14 protein-coding genes are annotated in these 17,590 nt (G+C 74.0%); 5 read left to right on the top strand and 9 right to left on the bottom strand.

Annotated elements, in window-relative coordinates:
• Window positions 1-156 precede the first annotated feature (156 nt).
• The gene (locus tag ACIP4O_RS24210; RefSeq protein ID WP_401577440.1) at window positions 157-489 is read left to right on the top strand and encodes a hypothetical protein; all 333 of its coding nucleotides are present in this window, start codon (window positions 157-159) and stop codon (window positions 487-489) included.
• Between the two features lie 67 nt (window positions 490-556).
• On the opposite strand, the gene ACIP4O_RS24205 is transcribed toward ACIP4O_RS24210, so the two are convergent.
• Both ACIP4O_RS24205 and ACIP4O_RS24200 read right to left on the bottom strand, forming a co-directional pair.
• The gene (locus ACIP4O_RS24205) at window positions 557-1,315 is read right to left on the bottom strand and encodes a DeoR/GlpR family DNA-binding transcription regulator (protein ID WP_361327347.1); all 759 of its coding nucleotides are present in this window, start codon (window positions 1,313-1,315) and stop codon (window positions 557-559) included.
• A 218-nt stretch (window positions 1,316-1,533) separates the two neighbouring features.
• Window positions 1,534-2,199 (bottom strand): hypothetical protein, encoded by a 666-nt coding sequence (locus ACIP4O_RS24200; RefSeq protein ID WP_401577438.1) that lies wholly within the window; start codon window positions 2,197-2,199, stop codon window positions 1,534-1,536.
• A gap of 231 nt (window positions 2,200-2,430) precedes the next feature.
• On the opposite strand from ACIP4O_RS24200, the gene ACIP4O_RS24195 reads away from it, so the two are divergent.
• Window positions 2,431-3,402 carry a hypothetical protein gene (locus ACIP4O_RS24195; protein WP_401577436.1) on the top strand — a complete coding sequence of 324 codons (972 nt, stop codon included), beginning with the start codon at window positions 2,431-2,433 and terminating at the stop codon, window positions 3,400-3,402.
• A 96-nt stretch (window positions 3,403-3,498) separates the two neighbouring features.
• Entirely contained in the window at window positions 3,499-4,701 is a 1,203-nt protein-coding gene (locus ACIP4O_RS24190; RefSeq protein ID WP_401577435.1) for a saccharopine dehydrogenase family protein, read from the top strand.
• Between the two features lie 64 nt (window positions 4,702-4,765).
• On the opposite strand, the gene ilvD is transcribed toward ACIP4O_RS24190, so the two are convergent.
• The 6 genes from ilvD to ACIP4O_RS24160 all read right to left on the bottom strand — a co-directional run bounded on the left by ilvD (window position 4,766) and on the right by ACIP4O_RS24160 (window position 12,506).
• Window positions 4,766-6,412, bottom strand: coding sequence for a dihydroxy-acid dehydratase (gene ilvD, locus ACIP4O_RS24185; RefSeq protein ID WP_401577433.1), 1,647 nt, complete (start codon window positions 6,410-6,412; stop codon window positions 4,766-4,768).
• Between the two features lie 193 nt (window positions 6,413-6,605).
• The gene (locus ACIP4O_RS24180) at window positions 6,606-7,454 is read right to left on the bottom strand and encodes a fumarylacetoacetate hydrolase family protein (RefSeq protein ID WP_401577431.1); all 849 of its coding nucleotides are present in this window, start codon (window positions 7,452-7,454) and stop codon (window positions 6,606-6,608) included.
• 102 nt (window positions 7,455-7,556) lie between these two features.
• Window positions 7,557-8,930 carry a hypothetical protein gene (locus ACIP4O_RS24175; protein WP_401577430.1) on the bottom strand — a complete coding sequence of 458 codons (1,374 nt, stop codon included), beginning with the start codon at window positions 8,928-8,930 and terminating at the stop codon, window positions 7,557-7,559.
• A 101-nt stretch (window positions 8,931-9,031) separates the two neighbouring features.
• Complete coding sequence (locus ACIP4O_RS24170; RefSeq protein WP_401577428.1) at window positions 9,032-9,997, bottom strand: N-acetylglucosamine kinase; 966 nt, start codon at window positions 9,995-9,997, stop codon at window positions 9,032-9,034.
• A 62-nt stretch (window positions 9,998-10,059) separates the two neighbouring features.
• Window positions 10,060-11,217 carry an SIS domain-containing protein gene (locus ACIP4O_RS24165; protein WP_401577426.1) on the bottom strand — a complete coding sequence of 386 codons (1,158 nt, stop codon included), beginning with the start codon at window positions 11,215-11,217 and terminating at the stop codon, window positions 10,060-10,062.
• Window positions 11,214-12,506 carry a D-tagatose-bisphosphate aldolase, class II, non-catalytic subunit gene (locus ACIP4O_RS24160; RefSeq protein ID WP_401577425.1) on the bottom strand — a complete coding sequence of 431 codons (1,293 nt, stop codon included), beginning with the start codon at window positions 12,504-12,506 and terminating at the stop codon, window positions 11,214-11,216. Before ACIP4O_RS24160 ends, ACIP4O_RS24165 begins: the two co-directional genes overlap by 4 nt.
• 100 nt (window positions 12,507-12,606) lie before the next feature.
• Between ACIP4O_RS24160 and ACIP4O_RS24155 the strand changes: the two genes are divergently transcribed.
• Window positions 12,607-13,386, top strand: coding sequence for a GntR family transcriptional regulator (locus ACIP4O_RS24155; protein WP_401577423.1), 780 nt, complete (start codon window positions 12,607-12,609; stop codon window positions 13,384-13,386).
• Between the two features lie 253 nt (window positions 13,387-13,639).
• Window positions 13,640-15,946 (top strand): PQQ-binding-like beta-propeller repeat protein, encoded by a 2,307-nt coding sequence (locus ACIP4O_RS24150; protein WP_401577422.1) that lies wholly within the window; start codon window positions 13,640-13,642, stop codon window positions 15,944-15,946.
• 273 nt (window positions 15,947-16,219) lie between these two features.
• On the opposite strand, the gene ACIP4O_RS24145 is transcribed toward ACIP4O_RS24150, so the two are convergent.
• Window positions 16,220-17,482, bottom strand: a complete 1,263-nt coding sequence (locus tag ACIP4O_RS24145) for a helix-turn-helix domain-containing protein (RefSeq protein WP_401577420.1) — start codon at window positions 17,480-17,482, stop codon at window positions 16,220-16,222.
• Window positions 17,483-17,590: the final 108 nt, after the last annotated feature.

The raw sequence follows: 17,590 nt of genomic DNA, 5'->3' as shown, positions 1-17,590 counted from the left end.
CTGATTTTTATTGCTCATTTTTCCTTGACGCTGCACAAGGGCCGACTTAGCCTCATGCGGACACTCGCCGTTCATATGTCCCGTCACCTGCGACAACGTGAGCGTGGCCGGTCGTGGGCGGTGTCCTGCCGCCCCCTTCCCCCAGGAGGACCACTCATGCCGGTGATACAGGTGACCGCGCCCCGTGCGACGGACGACCCCGCGCGTGATCCCGCGCGTCTGGGCTCACTCTGCGCGGCCGTGGCGGACGCGCTCGGCCTCCCGCCCTCCGGCGTGGTGGCGACCTTGTGCGAGGCCACCGTGACGACGACCGGGGCCGGGCCCGTCACGGCGTGGCCGCTCGCGGTGCTGCACGGTTCCGACCGGGGGGAGCACGCCACGGCCGCCGCGCTCGCCGCCGCGGCGCGTTCACTGGCGGAGGGCTGGGAGGTCCCGCCCGGCGAGGTGTGGGTGACGTGGTCGACGGGTGCGCCGCCGGCGCGGGGCTGAGGGGAGCGGGAGCGGCGGGTGCGGGGCTGAGGGGCGCGGGGACGCGCGGCCCAGGGGCCCCGGCGGTTCAGGTCCTGATGACCTCGACGCCCGCCGCCCGCAGCTCCCGCACGTCCTCCTCCGGCGCCGAGGAGTCGGTGATCACACGGGAGAGTTGCGTGGCGGGAGCGACGCGGAGCGGGCCCGAGCGGCCGAACTTCGACCCGTCGACCAGCGCCGTGATCCGCCGTACGCGCGAGAGCAGCCAGCGGTCGGTCTCCGCCTCGTCCACATGGGCGCCGCTTATCCCCGCGCCGGTGATCCCGTAGGCGCCCACGAAGGCTTCGTCGACGTGGAGTTCCTCAAGGGCCTGCCTGGTCAGGTGCCCGAGCAGGGACATCTCCCGGTGCCGCAGGTAGCCGCCGAGCACCACCGTGCTGATCTCCTCGTGCTGGGCGAGTTCGCCCGCCAGGTGCAGGGAGTTGGTGACGACCGTCAGCCGGTCCACGCCCGCGAGCAGGGGAACCATCGCGGCCGTCGTGGTCCCGCCGGTGATGAGGATGGTCGTGCCGGGGACGATGTGCTCCACGGCGGCGTTCGCCAGCGCGCGCTTCTCCCAGGGGGCGAACCCGCTGCGCTGCGGCCGATCCGCCTCCACGGAGCCCGCCGCTTCGGCCACGGCACCGCCGTGCGTGCGGTTGAGCAGGCCCTGCGACTCCAGCGCGGAGAGGTCCCTGCGGATCGTGGAGGGACTGACATCGAGCCGCTCGGCGAGCTTGGCCACGTGCGCGACGCCTTCCGCGCGCACCACGTGGAGCAGCCTCTTCCTTCGCTCGGCGCCCAGCATGACCTGGTCTCTTCTCCCCTCGGCCGGGGCCGCGCGGGGGCTCGCCCCGCGTCGGCCGCGCGACGGAGGGAGGTGAGCCGTCCGCCGCGAGGGAAACAGCTTACTTGCGGTGGGGTGGCGGGCCGACCGTTGGCGTGCGGGGGTGCGGTGAATCCTCCGGCCCGGGGCGGCCACGGGTTCCCGCCTGATCCCGAGTCCGCGGTGCGGGAGTTCCCGCCTCAGGCGGGGCGGGCCGACCAGGGACGTACCTCGCCGAGGACCGCGTCCGCGGGGGCGGGGGCGTCGAGGAGGGACAGGGCGGCGGCCGAGATCTCCTCCGGCGTGTGCCAGCGGGTGGTGCCGGACGCGGAGTGCCAGCCGAGCACGAGGCGCCGGGAGCCGGCCGTGGCCGGCGGCAGCTCCTCGGGCGTCCACGCGGGGTTCCCCGACGGGTGGGCGCCCGTTGCCCCGCGGTCCGCGCGCGCGGCGCCCGGCGCCGCCCACCGGCTGGGCAGCAGCAGCACTCGGGTGCCCTGGATCAGCTCCTCGGCGAGCGGTGCGGGGAGGGCGGGCGTGTAGACGAGGGCGCCCCCGAAGCCGTCGGGTCCGCCCGCGTCGCGGAGCGCCCGCGCGAAGCCCGGTCCCTGTGCGTCGGCGGCGAGCGCGCGCACGAGGGGCCCGCACTCCGCGGCCAGCTCCGCGAGCGCCCCGGCCCCGCGCGCGACGGCGGTGACCGGCGTGCCGCGCGCGGTGAGTGCCCGGACCGCCGGACGCAGCACCCGTGTCGCTCCCACGACGAGGACGGACCGGGCGCCGTCGGAGAGTGGCACCGGGCCCTTCCCCGCCGCGGGCACCGCCTCGGGCCCGCGTGCCTCGTCCGCCGCGCGGCCTTCCGTGTCCCGCATCCCGCTGTCTCCCCACCTGTCCGGTACGTGGCTCATCCTCGCCCCGGCGCAGGTGCGAGTCCTCCCACTGTGCGGATTCGCGGCCCGCCTCACCAACCATGTGCTCATCTTTGCTCATTCGTGCTCATTGACGCGCGTTACTGGAGTGCCTAGGGTTTTCGCTGAGGTGCTGCCGGTCGCCGGCCCTGATGCGCGCCTCCTCTGTCCTCGGCCGGCTGCGAGGTTTTTCCCATGGCTGCTGCCCCGCCCCCTGCCCCCCGCACCGCCCTCCCGCCCCCGAACCGGGGCGGGCTCGCGTTCGCGCAGGGCCGGTACGGACTGCGAGGCAATCTCGAACTCCTCCTCTGCGACGAGGAGGACGGACTCTGGGTGCTCTGGTTCAACAACGACCCGGAGGACACCGCCCCCGAGGCGGGAGGACCGCCGCCCGGCGCGTGGAGCGGCGCCCTGCGCTTCGGTACCGGCAGGCGCTACGACGAGGTCCAGGTGGTGCAGAGCGCGCACGGCCCGCACCACCTGGAGGTGCTGGCGAGGTCCGGAGCCCACACACACCGTCTGCGGTGGAACCCGGAGACCGCCTTCACCACCGAGGAACCGCCCCCCACAGGACGCGTCCGCGCGGCGAGCCTCACGGAGAACCCGGACGCGACACTGTGGACGGCCGTCCTCGCCGACGACGGGAGCCCGCGCCTCTTCCGGGCCGATACCGGGGCCTACCCCCGCCTGACCTGGGAGCAGACGCCGCTGCCGCCCCTGCGCCCGGGCGCCGTCCTCCTCCTTCCGCTCCCGCACGCCGCACGCCCCGGCCTCGCTCTCCTCGGCGCCTCCGGCGGGAGCTACCTGGCCCCGGGCGGGGACGAGACCCCGCTCCCGGCAGGGCTCGTCGCGGCGGCGGTGGTCCGCGAGACCGTCCCACGTCTCTACGTGTGGAACGAGGCCGCCGAACGGATCGACGTCGTCGACATCGGCGCCCCGGCCCCGTACCGCAGTCTCCGGGCACCCGGCGAAGGCCCGGTCACCGCGCTCGCCGCCACGACGCTCGACCACGCCCCGCACCGCACGGACCTCGTGCTGCGCCGAGGCGGCCGGCTGTGGCACGTCAGTGACCAGGGAGGCGAGGAACCGGCCCGGTCCGTCCCCCTCCTGAGCCGTCTCACCAGGACGGCCGGGGACGAGGAACGACCGGTGCACCGCACTTCCTGACCCTCCCCCCTCAGCTTCCGTTTCGCCCGCGGCAGCCCGCCGCCGCGCCAGGCGCGGCCGCTGCCGCATCCCTTCCAAGAGAAACCCGGGAACACCATGCGCATACTCATCGTCGGCGCCGGCGGTGTGGGCACCGCCGCCGCCCGTATCGCCGCCCGCCGCTCGTTCTTCACGCACTGCGTCGTCGCCGACTACGTGCGCGAGCGCGCCGTCGCCGCGGCGCGGGCCACCGACGACCCGCGCTTCGTCGCCGCCGCCATCGACGCCTCCGACGAGGCCGCCGTCGAGGCGCTGCTGCGCGAGCACCGGATCGACGTCGTGCTCAACGCCACCGATCCGCGCTTCGTGATGCCCCTCTTCCGCGCGGCTCTCGCCGCCGGGGCCCACTACCTGGACATGGCGATGTCCCTCTCGCGCCCGCACCCCGAGCAGCCCTACGCCCGCACCGGGGTCATGCTCGGCGACGAGCAGTTCGCCCTGGCGGGGGAGTGGGAGGCGGCCGGCCGGCTCGCCCTCGTGGGGATGGGGGTCGAGCCCGGACTCTCCGACGTCTTCGCCCGTTACGCCTCCGACCACCTCTTCGACACGATCGAGGAGATCGGGGTCCGCGATGGTGCCGACCTCACCGTGGACGGCTACGACTTCGCGCCCTCCTTCTCCATCTGGACCACCATCGAGGAGTGCCTGAACCCGCCCGTGGTGTGGGAGAAGGACCGGGGCTGGTTCACCACGGCGCCGTTCTCGGAGCCGGAGGTCTTCGACTTCCCCGAGGGCATCGGGGAGGTGGAGTGCGTCAACGTGGAGCACGAGGAGGTCCTGCTCATCCCGCGCTGGGTGGACGCGCCGCGCGTCACCTTCAAGTACGGGCTCGGCCAGGAGTTCATCGACGTCCTGCGCACCCTGCACAAGCTCGGCCTCGACCGCACCGAGAAGGTGCGCGTCGGCGACGTCGAGGTCTCCCCGCGCGACGTGGTCGCCGCCTGCCTGCCCGACCCGGCCGCGCTCGGCGACCGCATGCGCGGCAAGACCTGCGCCGGGACCTGGGTGAAGGGCGTCCGCGACGGGGCGCCCCGCGAGGTGTACCTCTACCACGTGGTGGACAACGAGTGGTCGATGCGCGAGTACGGCTCGCAGGCCGTCGTCTGGCAGACCGCGCTCAACCCCGTGGTCGCCCTGGAACTGCTCGCGAACGGGACGTGGAAGGGCAGCGGCGTCCTCGGCCCCGAGGCTCTTCCGGCCGAGCCGTTCCTCGACCTGCTCAACGCCTACGGTTCGCCGTGGGGGATGCGCGAACAGTAGGACGTACGCGAGAGGGCCCCCGCCGACCGGCGGGGGCCCTCTCGCGTGTGAGGACGCGAACGGCTCAGACGGTGACCGCGCCGTCCGAAGCGGAGCCGACGACCGCCACGTACTTGCTGAAGACGCCGCGCTCCACCTCGCGGACCGGGCGGCTCCAGGCCGCGCGCCGTCGCTCCAGCTCCTCGGGGGCGACATCGAGGTCGAGCGTGCCGCCCGCGCTGTCCACCGTCACGGTGTCGCCGTCGGCGACGAGCGCGAGCGGGCCGCCGTGCCACGCCTCGGGCGCCACGTGGCCGATGACCAGGCCGTGCGAGACACCGCTGAAGCGGCCGTCCGTGACGAGCGTGACGGAGTCGCCGAGGCCCTGACCGACGAGCGCGCCGGTGATCGAGAGCATCTCGCGCATCCCGGGACCCCCCGCGGGGCCCTCGTAGCGGACGATCACCACATCGCCCTCGCGCACCGCCCCGGCCTGGATCGCGGTGAAGCAGTCCTCCTCGGAGTCGTAGACCCGCGCCGGGCCCGTACGGACGAAGTCGGGCCGGCCGCCCAACTTGAGGACGCAGCCGTCCGGGGCGAGCGAGCCGCGCAGGATGGCCAGCGCGCCGGCCGGTTTGACCGGCGCCTCGATGTCCTTGACGACGTCCTGCCCTTCGGCGGGCGCGGCGTGGGCGGCCACCTCGGACAGCGAGCGGCCGTCCACGAGCGACACGGAGTCGCGCAGCACCCCGGCCGCGAGGAGCCGGGCGGCCACGAGCGTGGTCCCGCCCGCCCGCCACAGATCGGCGGCGGTGTAGGGTCCGGCCGGTTTCAGCGCCGTGATGATCGGCACCTCGCGGCACAGCCGGCCGATGTCGTCGATGGCGAGGTCGAGACCCGCCTCACGGGCGATCGCCAGCAGGTGCAGCACCGCGTTGGTCGAGCCGCCCATCGCCGCGACGGAGACGATGGCGTTGTGCAGCGCGTCCGCCGTCAGGATCGCGGAGGGGCGCAGGTCACGGGCGAGCACGTCGAGGGCGAGTTCACCGACCCGCTCGGCGGCCGCGGTCTTCTCCTTCGCCGTGGCGGGGATGTCCCCGACACCGAAGGGCGCGAGGCCGAGGAAGTCCGCCACCGTCCCCATGGTGTTCGCCGTGTACTGCGCGGCGCAGGTTCCCGCGCCCGGGCACGCGTGCCGGGCGAGGTCGTCCACGTCCTCCTGGGCGACGCGCCCGACGGCCCGTTCCCCGAGCGCCTCCCACATGTCCTGGATGGTCACCTCGCGCCCCCGCCACGTGCCCGGCATCATGCTGCCGCTGTAGAGGAGCACGGAGGGGATGTCGAGACGGGCCATCGCCATCATGGCGGCGGGCACGGTCTTGTCACAGCCCACGATGCACACCATCGCGTCGAACTGGTGGGCCCGGCCCATGAGTTCGATGGAGTCGGCGATGACCTCGCGGCTCACGAGCGAGGCGCGCATTCCGGGCGTGCCCATCGTGAGGTTGTCGGAGACGGCCACGGTGTTGAACTCCATGGGCGTGCCCCCGGCGCGCCGTACCCCGGTGGCGACGTGCCGTGCGAGGTCCCGGTGCGTGAGGTTGCAGGGCATGGTGCCCGTCCACGTCGAGGCGATGCCCACGGTGGGGCGGCGCATGTCCTCGTCGCTCAGCCCCATCGCGTACAGGTGCGAGCGGGCCGGTGCGCGGTCGGGATCGTCAGCGATGTTCATGAGACTCCTTCGGTCGTACGGGGCGGCCTCCCCCGGAGCGGAGCCGGGGGAGGCCGGAAGGCGGTGCGGGTGGGGGTGCGGCGACCGGGGTGCGCCGCGCGCGGGTGCGGGGGTACGGGAACCGGGCCGAGGACACGGGCCGGAAGTACAGGCCGGGAATACGGGCCGGGACCACGTACCGCTCCGCGAAGGCTCAGTCGTGGACGCTGACCGGGTTGCGCAGCAGGCCGATGCCCTCCACCTCGACCTCGACGACGTCGCCGTCCTTGAGCCACAGCTGCGGCTCGCGGCCCATGCCCACGCCGTTCGGGGTCCCGGTGGCGATGACGTCGCCGGGGTACAGGGTCATGTACCGCGACACGTAGGAGATGGTCTCGCCGATGCCGAAGATCATCTCCTTGGTCGAACTGTCCTGCACGGTCTCCCCGTTGACGCGCGCGGAGATCGCGAGCGAGTGCGGGTCGGCGACCTCGTCGGCGGTGACGATCCACGGACCGAGCGGGCAGAAGGCGTCGAAGTTCTTGCCCCGGAACCACTGCACGTCGCTGAACTGCGCGTCGCGGGCCGAGACGTCGTTGGCCACGGTGTAGCCGAAGACGTGGTCGGCGGCCTGCTCGGCGGTCACGTTCCGGGCCGTCCGGCCGATGACGACGGCGAGTTCGGCCTCCCAGTCGAGCTGTTCCGTCGTGCCGCGCGGCACGCGCACCGTCGCCGTCGGCCCGGTCAGCGTGTGGGCCGTCTTGACGAAGGTCAGCGGGGTCTGCGGGGTCTCCAGACCGGTTTCGCGGATGTGGTCCGCGTAGTTGAGCCCGACGCAGACGATCTTCTGCGGTGCCGCGAGCGGGCTGAGCAGTTCCGCCTCGGCGAGCGGGATGCCGGGCACCTCGGCGCCCAGCACGTCCAGCGCCGTGCCCTGCGCGATCAGGTCACGCACGGCGTCGGCCATGAACCGGGGCTCCTCCGGCACGACCGGGTAGACGGTCCCGCCGTCCACGCGGGCGGCGAGCACGCGGCCCTCGTGACGGATGCGGGCGATCTTCATGGGCTGTCTCCTGACGGAACGAGTGGGGCGCGGGGTGGCCGGCGCGGCCGTCCCGCGGGGAAGCCGCGTCTTCGGGACTGCGTCTCCGAAGCCGCCTCTGTCTCAGGCGAAGCGCGGCAGGAAGCGGCTCTGGGCCGCCAGCAGGTCCTTCACGAGGGCCGCCGCCGCGTCGCGGTCGGTCACGGCGCCGTCCGCGATGACGGCCTCGACGACCAGGTCCTCGTCGCCGGTCATCGCCGCTTCGACGGCCAGGTCCACCGAGCTGAGCCGGCGCGACAGGATCGCGGTCAGCGGCGCGGAGAGGTCGGGAACCTGTACGGGGCGCAGACCGCGGGCGGTCGCCACGGCGGGGATCTCCAGCGCGGCCGCGTCGGGGAGGCCCGGGACGCTGCCCCGGTTGGGCACGTTCACCGAGAACATCTCGCGGCGGTCGAACGTGATCGAGCGGATGATCGCGAGGAGTTGTTCCTGCTCGCCCGTGGAGCGGTCGAACGCGGAGGCGTCCAGGGGGGTGTCGCCCTCCGCCTGCTCCCGCATCGACTGGTAGCGCTCCTCGCCCCACTGGAGGATCTCCGGTACGGAGAACGCGTCCACGCCGAGCTTCTTGCCGTAGTAGTCGCCGCCCGCCCAGCGCTCGGGGAAGAACTCCAGGACGTGCCTGTCGTTGGCCGCCGGATAGGCGCCGTACGTGCGGAAGATCTCCCAGGAGAACGGGTTGTGCCAGGCCCGGCCGTTCTCCCAGATGGCGCCGATGTCCTCGGGCCGCGGCGGCTCGGCCAGCTCGCGGTCCACCCGGGCACGGACACCGGGCCAGGCGTCGCGGCCCTGGTGGCGGAAGTCGTAGATGAAGGTGAGGTGGTTGATGCCCGCGTAGAGCGTCGAGGTCTCCTCGAAGGGCAGTCCGGCGAAGGCCGCCAGTTCCCGCTGCACGTGGTGCATCCCGTGGCACAGCCCGACGACCTCGGCGCCCGCGTAGCGGGTCATGGCCTGCACGTTGGCCGTCATCGGGTTGCTGTAGTTGAAGAAGTACGCCTCGGGCGCGAGGTCCACGACGTCGCGGGCGACGTCGACCATGACGGGCGTGGTCCGCAGCAGGCGCGAGATGCCGCCGGGCATCACCGAGTCGCCCACGGGCTGGTAGACACCGTGCTGTCGGCAGATGTCGTGGTCGGTCTGCCAGGCGGGGCGCCCGCCCACGCCCACGCACGTCACGACGTAGTCGGCACCCGGGAGTTCGGCACGGCGGTCGGTGGAGGACCGCACGGTGATGCGGTCCCCGGCGCCCTGGGCCTCCACCATGCGCTCGGCGAGCCGGGCGGCGACGGAGAGCGCCTCGGGGTTGACGTCGACGAGCCGGATCTCCCAGCGGCCGAGATCCTCGGCGGTGATGAGGTCGGCGAGCAGACCGCGGGTGAAGACGGCGCTGCCCGCGCCGATGAGGACGAGGGACCGCTGGTCGCTGATGCTGTCGGACACGTGCTCTTCCTTTCTGGAGTGCCTTTCCGGACCGGGGTCCGGGAGGCGAGGGGGAGGGGCCAAGGCGCGCCGCCCCGCGCGATGACTGTCGTTACTGTCGTTCAGGAGGCCGGAGGCAGCGCCGCCACCGCTGCGTCGCCCAGCGGACGGCCGGAGAGCCGCGCCGCGTGGAGCGCCGCACCGAGGACGGGAGTGGTGCGCGGGGCCCGCGGCGCGAACCGCTCGGGTGCGGCGGCGAGCGCGTCGAGGAACGCCTCCCGTACCTCCGCCACGCCGAGGACGCCGCCCGACCACGACAGCGGTACGGGCTCCCGCGGGTCCTGGCCGAGCGCGCGGTGCGCGGCGCGCGCGAGCGCCGCCAGCTCCCGCCCCGCCTCCGCGAGCAGCGCCGCGCAGGCGATGTCCCCCGCGCGGGCCGCCTCGGTGACGTACGGGCTGAGCGAGGCGATGCGGGTACGGTCCCAGCCCCCCACGAGCACCGTGCCGATCAGGTCCAGGTCCGTGCCGAGCGCCAGTCGCTCGCGCAGCAGGGCGTGGAGCGGCCCGGCGGGGACGCGGCCGTCGCTCATCCGCGTGAAGAGGCCGAGCCCCCGCACCGCGAGCCAGTGGGCCGAGCCCTCGTCGCCGAACAGCTCGCCCCAGCCCCCCGTCCGGGCACGCCGGCCGCGCACCTCGCCGTATGCCATCGAACCGGTGCCGCTGATCACGTTGACGCCGTCGCCGAGGGCGAAGGCACCGGCCCAGCCGCACACCATGTCGTTGCCGACCGCGGCGGGCACGCCGGGCAGGACCTGGCCGGGGAGCGCGTCGAGAGCGCCTGTGACCTCCTCGTCCTCCCCGTGCCCCGGCAGCCCGAGGAAGGCGTACGAGAGGTGCGCGGGGTCTGTCCCGGCCGCACGGCAGACCTCGGCGATCCCCTCTCGCAGGACGCGCGCCGCCCTCTCCGTCCCGCCGGGTCCCGGCGCGGGCGTGGTGGAGGGGCCGCGAGCCGCTCCCCGGACGGCTCCGGAGGCGTCGAGAAGGCAGAAGGCGGTCTTGGTCCCGCCGCCGTCGACTCCCAGGTACACGGGCGTTCTCCCTTGTCAGCTGCGGATGGTGGATGTGAACGGGCCGGCGTCCGGGCCCCGGGTCAGGGCAGCGGGTGCACCGTGACGCCCTGCACGACGCGGTTGACCTCGCCGTCCGGGAAGGGGTTGTCGGGGGTCACGCCGTACGCCAGCGAGGTGTGCAGGGCGATGAGCTGGGCGTAGACCACGGCGGGCAGCGCGAGCGCCGCGTCGTCGGCCTCCGCCATGCCCGGCAGGAGCCAGGTGTGCGCGGCGGGCAGCCCGTCCGGGCGGCCCGCGACGGCGACGACCTGGCCGGTGGGCAGCGCCGCGCTCAGCTCGGCGAAGATGTCCAGGTCGTACCGGCGTGTGTACGGGTCGTTGGAGACGAAGACGACGACGCCCGTACGCGGGGTCAGGAAGGCCTTGGGGCCGTGCCGGAAGCCCAGCGAGGAGTCGGCGAGCGCGCTCACCGCCCCGCCGGTCAGTTCGAGGAGCTTGAGCGCGGACTCGTTCGCGAGGGCCTTGAGCGGCCCGCTGCCGAGGTAGACGAAGCGGTCGAGGCCGCGCCCGGTGAGCGCGGTGACCTGCCGCGGGGAGGTCTCGCCGAGCACTGCCTCTGCGCTCTCCGCGACGCCGTCCAGGCCCCGCACCTTCCCGGCGCCGAGCGCGCCGAGCGCCCCGAGCAGCATGCAGGTCAGGCTGGAGGTCATGGCGAAGCCCTGGTCCTCCGCCTCGGGCGGCGTCAGCAGCACGTACGAGTCCGGGCGCTCCCGGTGCGCGAGCGCCAGCGCGCCCTCCGCGTTGCACGTGACGAGGAGGTGGGCGCAGTGGTCGAGGAGCTGCTCCGCGAGCGCGGTCGCGGCGGTGCTCTCGGGGCTGTTGCCCGAGCGCGCGAAGGACACGAGCAGCGTGGGCCGCTCGCGGTCGGGGAAACAGGCGTACGGGCCGGCGACGATGTCCGTCGTGGCCACCGCCTCCACGGTGCGCCCCGTGGCCGCCGCGAGAGCGGGTGCGGCGATGCCGCCCGCGAAGGCGGAGGTGCCCGCCCCGGTGAGGACGACGCGCAGCGAGGGGTCGGCGAGCAGGGGCGCGAGGAAGGCGCGCAGCTGCGTCCCCTCGGCCTCGACGAGCGCGGCCATCCGCCGCCACAGGCGCGGCTGTTGCCCGATCTCGCGGTGCGTGTGCGCGGCACCCGCGGGCGCGGGGGGCAGGTCGCTGGTCTCTGGGGTGGTCGTCACGCGTACTCCTTGGGACGGGGGGCGCAGGCCGCCGCGTAGGTACGGAGTACGTCGCGCACCCGGTCGATCACGAGATCGTGGGGCCGGGCGGCGAGCACTCCGGCCCTGACGCGCGCGTACTGCGCGGGCAGATGCGCGGAAAGAAGGGCGAGCGGTACGGGACCGCTGCTCAGGTTCTCGAAGAGACGCCGCACCGCGGCGGCTATCTCGGGGTCGGTCCAGTAGTAGCGGACCCGGTCGCTGTAGCCGTAGAGGCGGTCCAGCCGGAGGGCGCGCGCGTCACTCGCGCAGGAGTACTCCGCCCAGCCGCCCGGCTCCTCGCGCATCCTGCGGTCGACCACCTCGACGAGACCGGAGCGAGCGGTGCCGACAGTCTCCTCCTCGATGGCGGCGAGGGCGAACAGGGCTTCCCGCAGGGCGAAGGTGAGCCCGGGGCCCACCTTGAGCACGGCCCAGTGGTCGCGGACCAGGCGGGCGAGCGAGCCGGGGAGCTGGTAGTCGGTCGAGTGGGCTTCGAAGACCATGCCGGGCTCCGCGTCGAGGACGCGCCGCAGTTCCCTCGTGCGCTCCGCGCGGTAGTCCGCGATGTCCCGCTGGCCGAACTCGACGCCCGGCTGGACGACGAGGGCCATGACGCGTTCCCACGCCGCGCCGAGCCCGGCAGCGGTGAAGGCCGCGCGGTGCGTCTCCAGGGTTTCCCTGGCCGCCCGGGCGGGGGTGGGCGGCACGCCGTCCAGGGCGTGGTCGGCGCCGCCCGGCACCGGGACCTCGGTGCCGATGACGTAGCGCAGACGGCCGGCGTCCGCGCCCGCGGTCTCCTCGGCGACCCGGACGAGGCGTACCGCGCGGCGCGCCACCACGGCGTCGGCGAGCGGGAAACTCTCCCCGGCGCAGGCGAAGCTGCAATCGAGGTGGATCTTGGTGAAGCCGGCGGCCACGTAGGCGCGGACCAGGTCATCGGCCTCGGCCATGGCCTCCCGCTCGGGGCGGTCGCGCCAGCGGTTCGGACCGAGGTGGTCGCCGCCGAGCACGACCCGTTCGCGCGGCAGCCCGAGGCGGTCGGCGAGGGCGAGCACCTGATCGCGGAAGCCCGCCGGGTCCAGGCCGGAGTAACCGCCGTACTGGTCCACCTGGTTCGACGTCGCCTCGATCAGGACGGCCGCGCCGGTCTCGACGGCCTGGAGCACGGCCGCCTCCAGGACCAGGGGGTGCGCGCTGCAGACGGAGGTGAGGCCGTGCGCCGATCCGGCTTTCTGGTCTCGTACCAGTTCGTCCAAGGGGCCCGCCATGTACGCACCTCGTCCTTGCTCATCAGGGCCGTTCGCTTACAGCAGGCACACTACTGGCACGAACCGGTATGGTCAAAGGTCTATCTGGTATTATGCTGGTATGCCTAGCTACTCGGAGCCCGGCGCCATCGGCGCGCCCGGCGAGACGCTGCCCCTCTACTCGGTGGTGGCCCGTCGCCTGCGGCAGGACCTCACCGAGGGCGCGGCTCGCCCCGGCGACCGGCTGCCCTCGGAGCGGGTCCTCGCCGAGCGTTACGAGGTCTCGCGGGTCACCATGCGCTCCGCCCTCAACCGCCTCGCGGAGGAAGGGCTCATCGTCTCCGCTCCCGCCCGCGGCTGGTTCCTCCAGGAGGACCGCTCGGCCGATCACCCGGCGCTGTCCCGTCCGACGGCGGGCCGTACGGTGCAGGGTTTCGCCGACTACGCGCTGCGGCACGGCCTCGCGGTGCGCACGCGCGTCCTCGAAGCGGGCGTGCGCGCGGCGACGATCGCCGAGGCGGAGGAGCTGCGGATCGCCCCCGGCGCGCTCCTGTTCGCCATGCGCCGGCTGCGGTTCCTCGACGACCTCGTCGTGGTCGTCGAGCACAACCGGCTCCCCCTCGCGCTCTGCCCCGCCCTCGCGCACACCGACTTCGGCCGCGCCTCCCTGTACGCCACGCTGCGCGAGGCCGAGCCCCCGCAGGTGCCCCACGTCGCCGACTACTCGGTCGAGGCCCGCCAACCGGACGCGAGGGAGAAGGAGTTGCTGGAGATCGAGGACGTGACCCCCGTACTCGTGGCGACCCAGCTCGCCTTCAACCAGGAGGCCCGCCCACTGGAACTGACGGTCGCCATCTACCGCGGGGACCGGTACCGCTTCCGCGCCTCGATCACGGACTGACCGGGGGAGGGGCTCGCGTGGCGGGTGGCGTCCCGCCCGGGCCCCGCGGCGCGGGCGGCACGCTCCGAAACGCGGAAGGCACCGTTCCTGGGAGGGCGGGGCGCGGGTGCGCCGGTACCTCTCGCCCGGACGCCGGGGAAGGTGCCAAGGCCACCCGCTTTGCTCTTCCGTGTCACTCTGCCGCTAGTTTGGGTCGGGAGAGGTACGCGGGCCCGTGGGGTGAAGGCGCACGGGGGACTGGAGGGCGGGAAGAGTGTCGCTGCGTGTCGGGGACCCGGCCGAGATCGGCGGCTATGTGCTGGAGGCGCGGCTCGGCTCGGGCGGGATGGGGACGGTCTTCCTGGCGCGCTCGGGGTCGGGGCGGCCCGTCGCGGTCAAGCTGATCCATCAGCAGTTCGCCGCCGACGAGGAGTTCCGTACCCGGTTCCGGCAGGAGGTGGCGGCCGCGAGACGGGTCAGCGGGGCTTTCACGGCCGCCGTGGTCGACGCCGCTCCGGACGCCGAGCAGCCCTGGATGGCGACGAGCTACATCGAGGGGGACACGCTCAGTCAGCACATCGCGGCGAAGGGTCCGCTCGGCGGCGTCGACCTGCGCAGGCTCGCCATCGGACTGGCCGAGGCCCTGCGCGACATCCACCGGGTCGGCGTCGTCCACCGCGACCTCAAGCCCTCCAACGTCGTGCTCTCGCCCGAGGGACCGCGCGTCATCGACTTCGGCATCTCACGTGCCGCGGATCAGCAGACCCTGACGATGACGGGGCGGATCATCGGGACGCCGCCCTTCATGTCGCCGGAGCAGTTGCGGGCGCCCCGCGGCGTCGGGCCGCGCTCCGACGTCTTCTCGCTCGGAACCCTGCTCGTCTACTCGGTGACGGGGCACGGCCCCTTCGACGCCGACAGCCCGTACATGACGGCGTACCAGGTGGTGCACGAGGAGCCCTCGCTCGACGCGGTGCCGCAGCCGCTGCGCGCGGTCGTGGAGCTGTGCCTCGACAAGGAGCCCGAGCGGCGTCCCTCGGCCGACGAACTCCTCGTCCTGCTGCGGGACCTGCCGTCCGACCTCGCCACGGCCGCCGGGGACGGCCTCGGCGCGAGCCGCACCAGGGACGTGATCACGTTGAACGACGGGGTCACGGCCGGCACCGCCGAGGCCGTACGGACCCCTGAAGCGGCCGGGCGTGGCGCCGAAGCGACGCGTTCCGCCGACGCCGCTCACGCCCAAGCCCCCGACGGCCCCGGTGTCCCGGGCCCGCCCGGTGCCGTGGACGACACGACCCTCGGCGGGCGCCGCCCCCGCCGCCGCTGGCGCTCCGTGCTCGCCGCCGTGGTCGCGGTGACGGCCGTGGGCGGGGGAGTCGCGGTGGTGACCGCGGCGGGCTCCGGGGAGAGCGACGAGGGCAAGAACGGCGGCGTCGCGGCCCCCGCGCCTCCGGACGGCTTCGCGCCCTGGCACCAAACGGTCCTGGGCGGGCGTCCGGACATCCCCGACGAACTGCGGTGCGTCTCGCGCGGGGACGCGCTGTTCTGCGGGGGAGGGGGCGTCATCGCGAGCCGCCTCGACGTCAAGGACGGCTCGCGGGTGTGGACGGCGAAGAGCCGGGGCGTACCCGTCCAGGGCATGTACTTCGTGGGCGCCACCCAGGACACCGTGCTCGGCTACCGTTTCGCGCCCGAGAACGATGCGGAGGCCCCGGCCAGGGAAGTCGTCGCGCTCGACGCGAGGACCGGCCGCGAGCTGTGGTCCGTACCGACCGCCGCCCAGTCCGAGGCCGTGACGCACCAGAGCCAGGACACCGTCGTGGCAGGCGCCTCCGTCGTCTCGGTGGACGGGACCGACTCCCGCCTGGAGGCGAGGGACGCGCACAGCGGTGAGGTCGCCTGGAAGACGCCGTTCCCGGCGGGCGCCCGGTGTGTCCCCGTCCAGGCGGGCACCCGGCTCCTCGCCATGTGCGCGCGAGGCACCGAGATCGACGCGCTGGCGGTGCGCCACCTCACCCTGTACACCGTCGACCGTTCCTCGGGACGCCTCGGCAGCCCGCTCGCGGTGAACGGCCCCGTCGTCCCGGTGGGCGTCACGGGCGGCCGTCTCGCCCTCCTCCGGATTCATATGGAGGGCACGGCCTCGGCGGGGTACGACGGCGTGGCGCTGGCGGACCCGGCCGCGCGCAAGGTCACGTACGCCCGGCTCGCCCGGACCTACGAGGGGACACCGGGCATGGCCCGGGGCACCGTCTACGTGAGCGGGCAGACCGGGCGCGTCACCGCGATCGACCCCGAGAGCGGGCACGAGAAGTGGGCACGGCAGACCCCCGTGGAGGGAGCTTCCGGCCCCGCCGGGGGCGACCGCGCGCTGTACTTCAGCTCGGCCACCGGGCGCGTGGTCGCGCTCTCACCCTCGGACGGCGAGATCCTGTGGAGCACCGATCCCCGGGTCGACGGGCTGACCGGCGAGGAGGGCTCGGGACCCCGCGTGACCGTGGCGGGGGGCGCCCTGGTCGTGGCCGCGGACAAGAACACGCTCTTCGCCTTCGACGCGCGCAAGCCGCCGAAGTCGGGCTGACGGCCTGTTGACGCTCCACCCGTCTGTCGCCGGGCGCGGACGAGGAGCCGGCGCACGGACGGCGAGAGGCGGCGTCTGTCCAGGTGCGGTCGCCGGCGGACGTGGCCGGTCGCCCGCCGGAGCGGGTCCGCGCCGCGTCCGACCCCAGCCTTTCCAGCTTTGGACGCCAACGCCTCGTGTCACGTCCTTAGTTCGCGCGGTGTGATCAGCGGGCGCCCGGAGGGGACACCGGTGGCAGCGCTGGTACGGCGGAGCAGGGCCACGCGCGCGGTGTCACGTGGCAGGCGCGCCGGGCGCCGGAGCGGGCGGCGCACCGGCGGCCGCCGTTCCGCCGGGCGGTTCGGTGATGTCGTGGAGGTGCAGCGCGCGCAGCGCGGCCTCCATCGCGAAACGGTGCTCGGGGTCCTCCAGGCGGTGCCCGAAGTGCGCCTCCAGATTGCGCAGCCGGTAGCGGACCGTCTGGGCGTGCACACCGAGCGCCTCGCCCACCTGGTCCGCCGTGCCCCGCGTGGTGAGCCACGCGTGCAGCGTCTCCACGAGCCGGGTACGGCGGGTCCCGGAGACCTTGGCCAGGGGGGACAGCTCGCGCTGTGCCACCTCGCGCACGAGGGGGAGGTCGGAGAGCAGCCACAAGGCCATGAGGTGGTCCGCGGTGCGCAGGTACGGCGTGTCGGGGACGACACCCTCGTCGACGAGCTGGAGGGCGCGGCGGGCCCAGCGCAGCGAGTCCGCCGCGTGGGCGGTGGGCACGGTGAGCCCGATGGCGAGACGCCCGTCGAGCACCGCAGTCTCCAGCATGGTGTGCCGCTCCGGGGTGAGCGGGCCGGGGAGGAGGAGGTGGGGCTGGGGGGCGCCGAGGTCGGACAGGACGTCGGCGGCGAGCCCCGCCTGCGTGTGCTCGGGCGCGGGAGCGCGCAGCGCGACCATCGTGACCTCATCCGGCACCTGCCAACACGCCTGCTCACACAGGTCGTTGATGGTGGCGTGGTGGGGCGGGGTGCCGACCAGGAGCAGGTGCAGGAGTCGTCTTCGTACCATCTCACCCCCCGCTCCCGCCCGCGCCTCCATGTACCCCTCCAAGGAGAGCGCCTCGAGTTCCCCGATGTAGGAGAAGAGCACCTCGGCGAAGGTCAGGAGCAACTCGGGCGAGAGATCGAAGCGGCGGCCCAGGGACTTCGCGCGACGCAGCGCGACCCGGGCGCCGAGGCGGTAGGCGCTCTGGAGGGTGTTGAGGTCGCGGCCCTCGTACGCCTCGACACGGCCGAATTTGCGGAGCAGTTCGTCCCGGCTCGCGGTGGAGGCCCCCGGATCGGCGACGCGGTCGACGAAGCCGTTGAGGCTCTTCTCGACCCCCTGCCGGATCGCCGCCTCGTCGGGGCCGTCGAGCAGCGCCGCGTACTCGGGGAAGGCGCGGGTCACCTCGACCCCGATCTCCTTGATCAGCCCGGGGATCTCGGGCCGCATGATCCGCGCGAACTCCCGCGGTAACGGACCGGGGGAGTCCTCGACCTCGGTGGTGCGGGTCGGCAGTTGCACGGCAGCCTCCTTGCTGTCCGGGCGCCCGGGTGGGGCCGGGCGCGAGGGCGCCTGAAGTGGCGCCGCGCCCTCGCGACCGCCAGGTGCGTACCGATGGGGAGTTCTGGT

It is taken from the genome of Streptomyces sp. NPDC088923, assembly GCF_044749745.1.
Taxonomy (GTDB): Bacteria; Actinomycetota; Actinomycetes; order Streptomycetales; family Streptomycetaceae; genus Streptomyces.
Note: the sequence above shows the minus strand (reverse complement) of the source record. Positions and strands in the feature narration are given on the sequence as shown.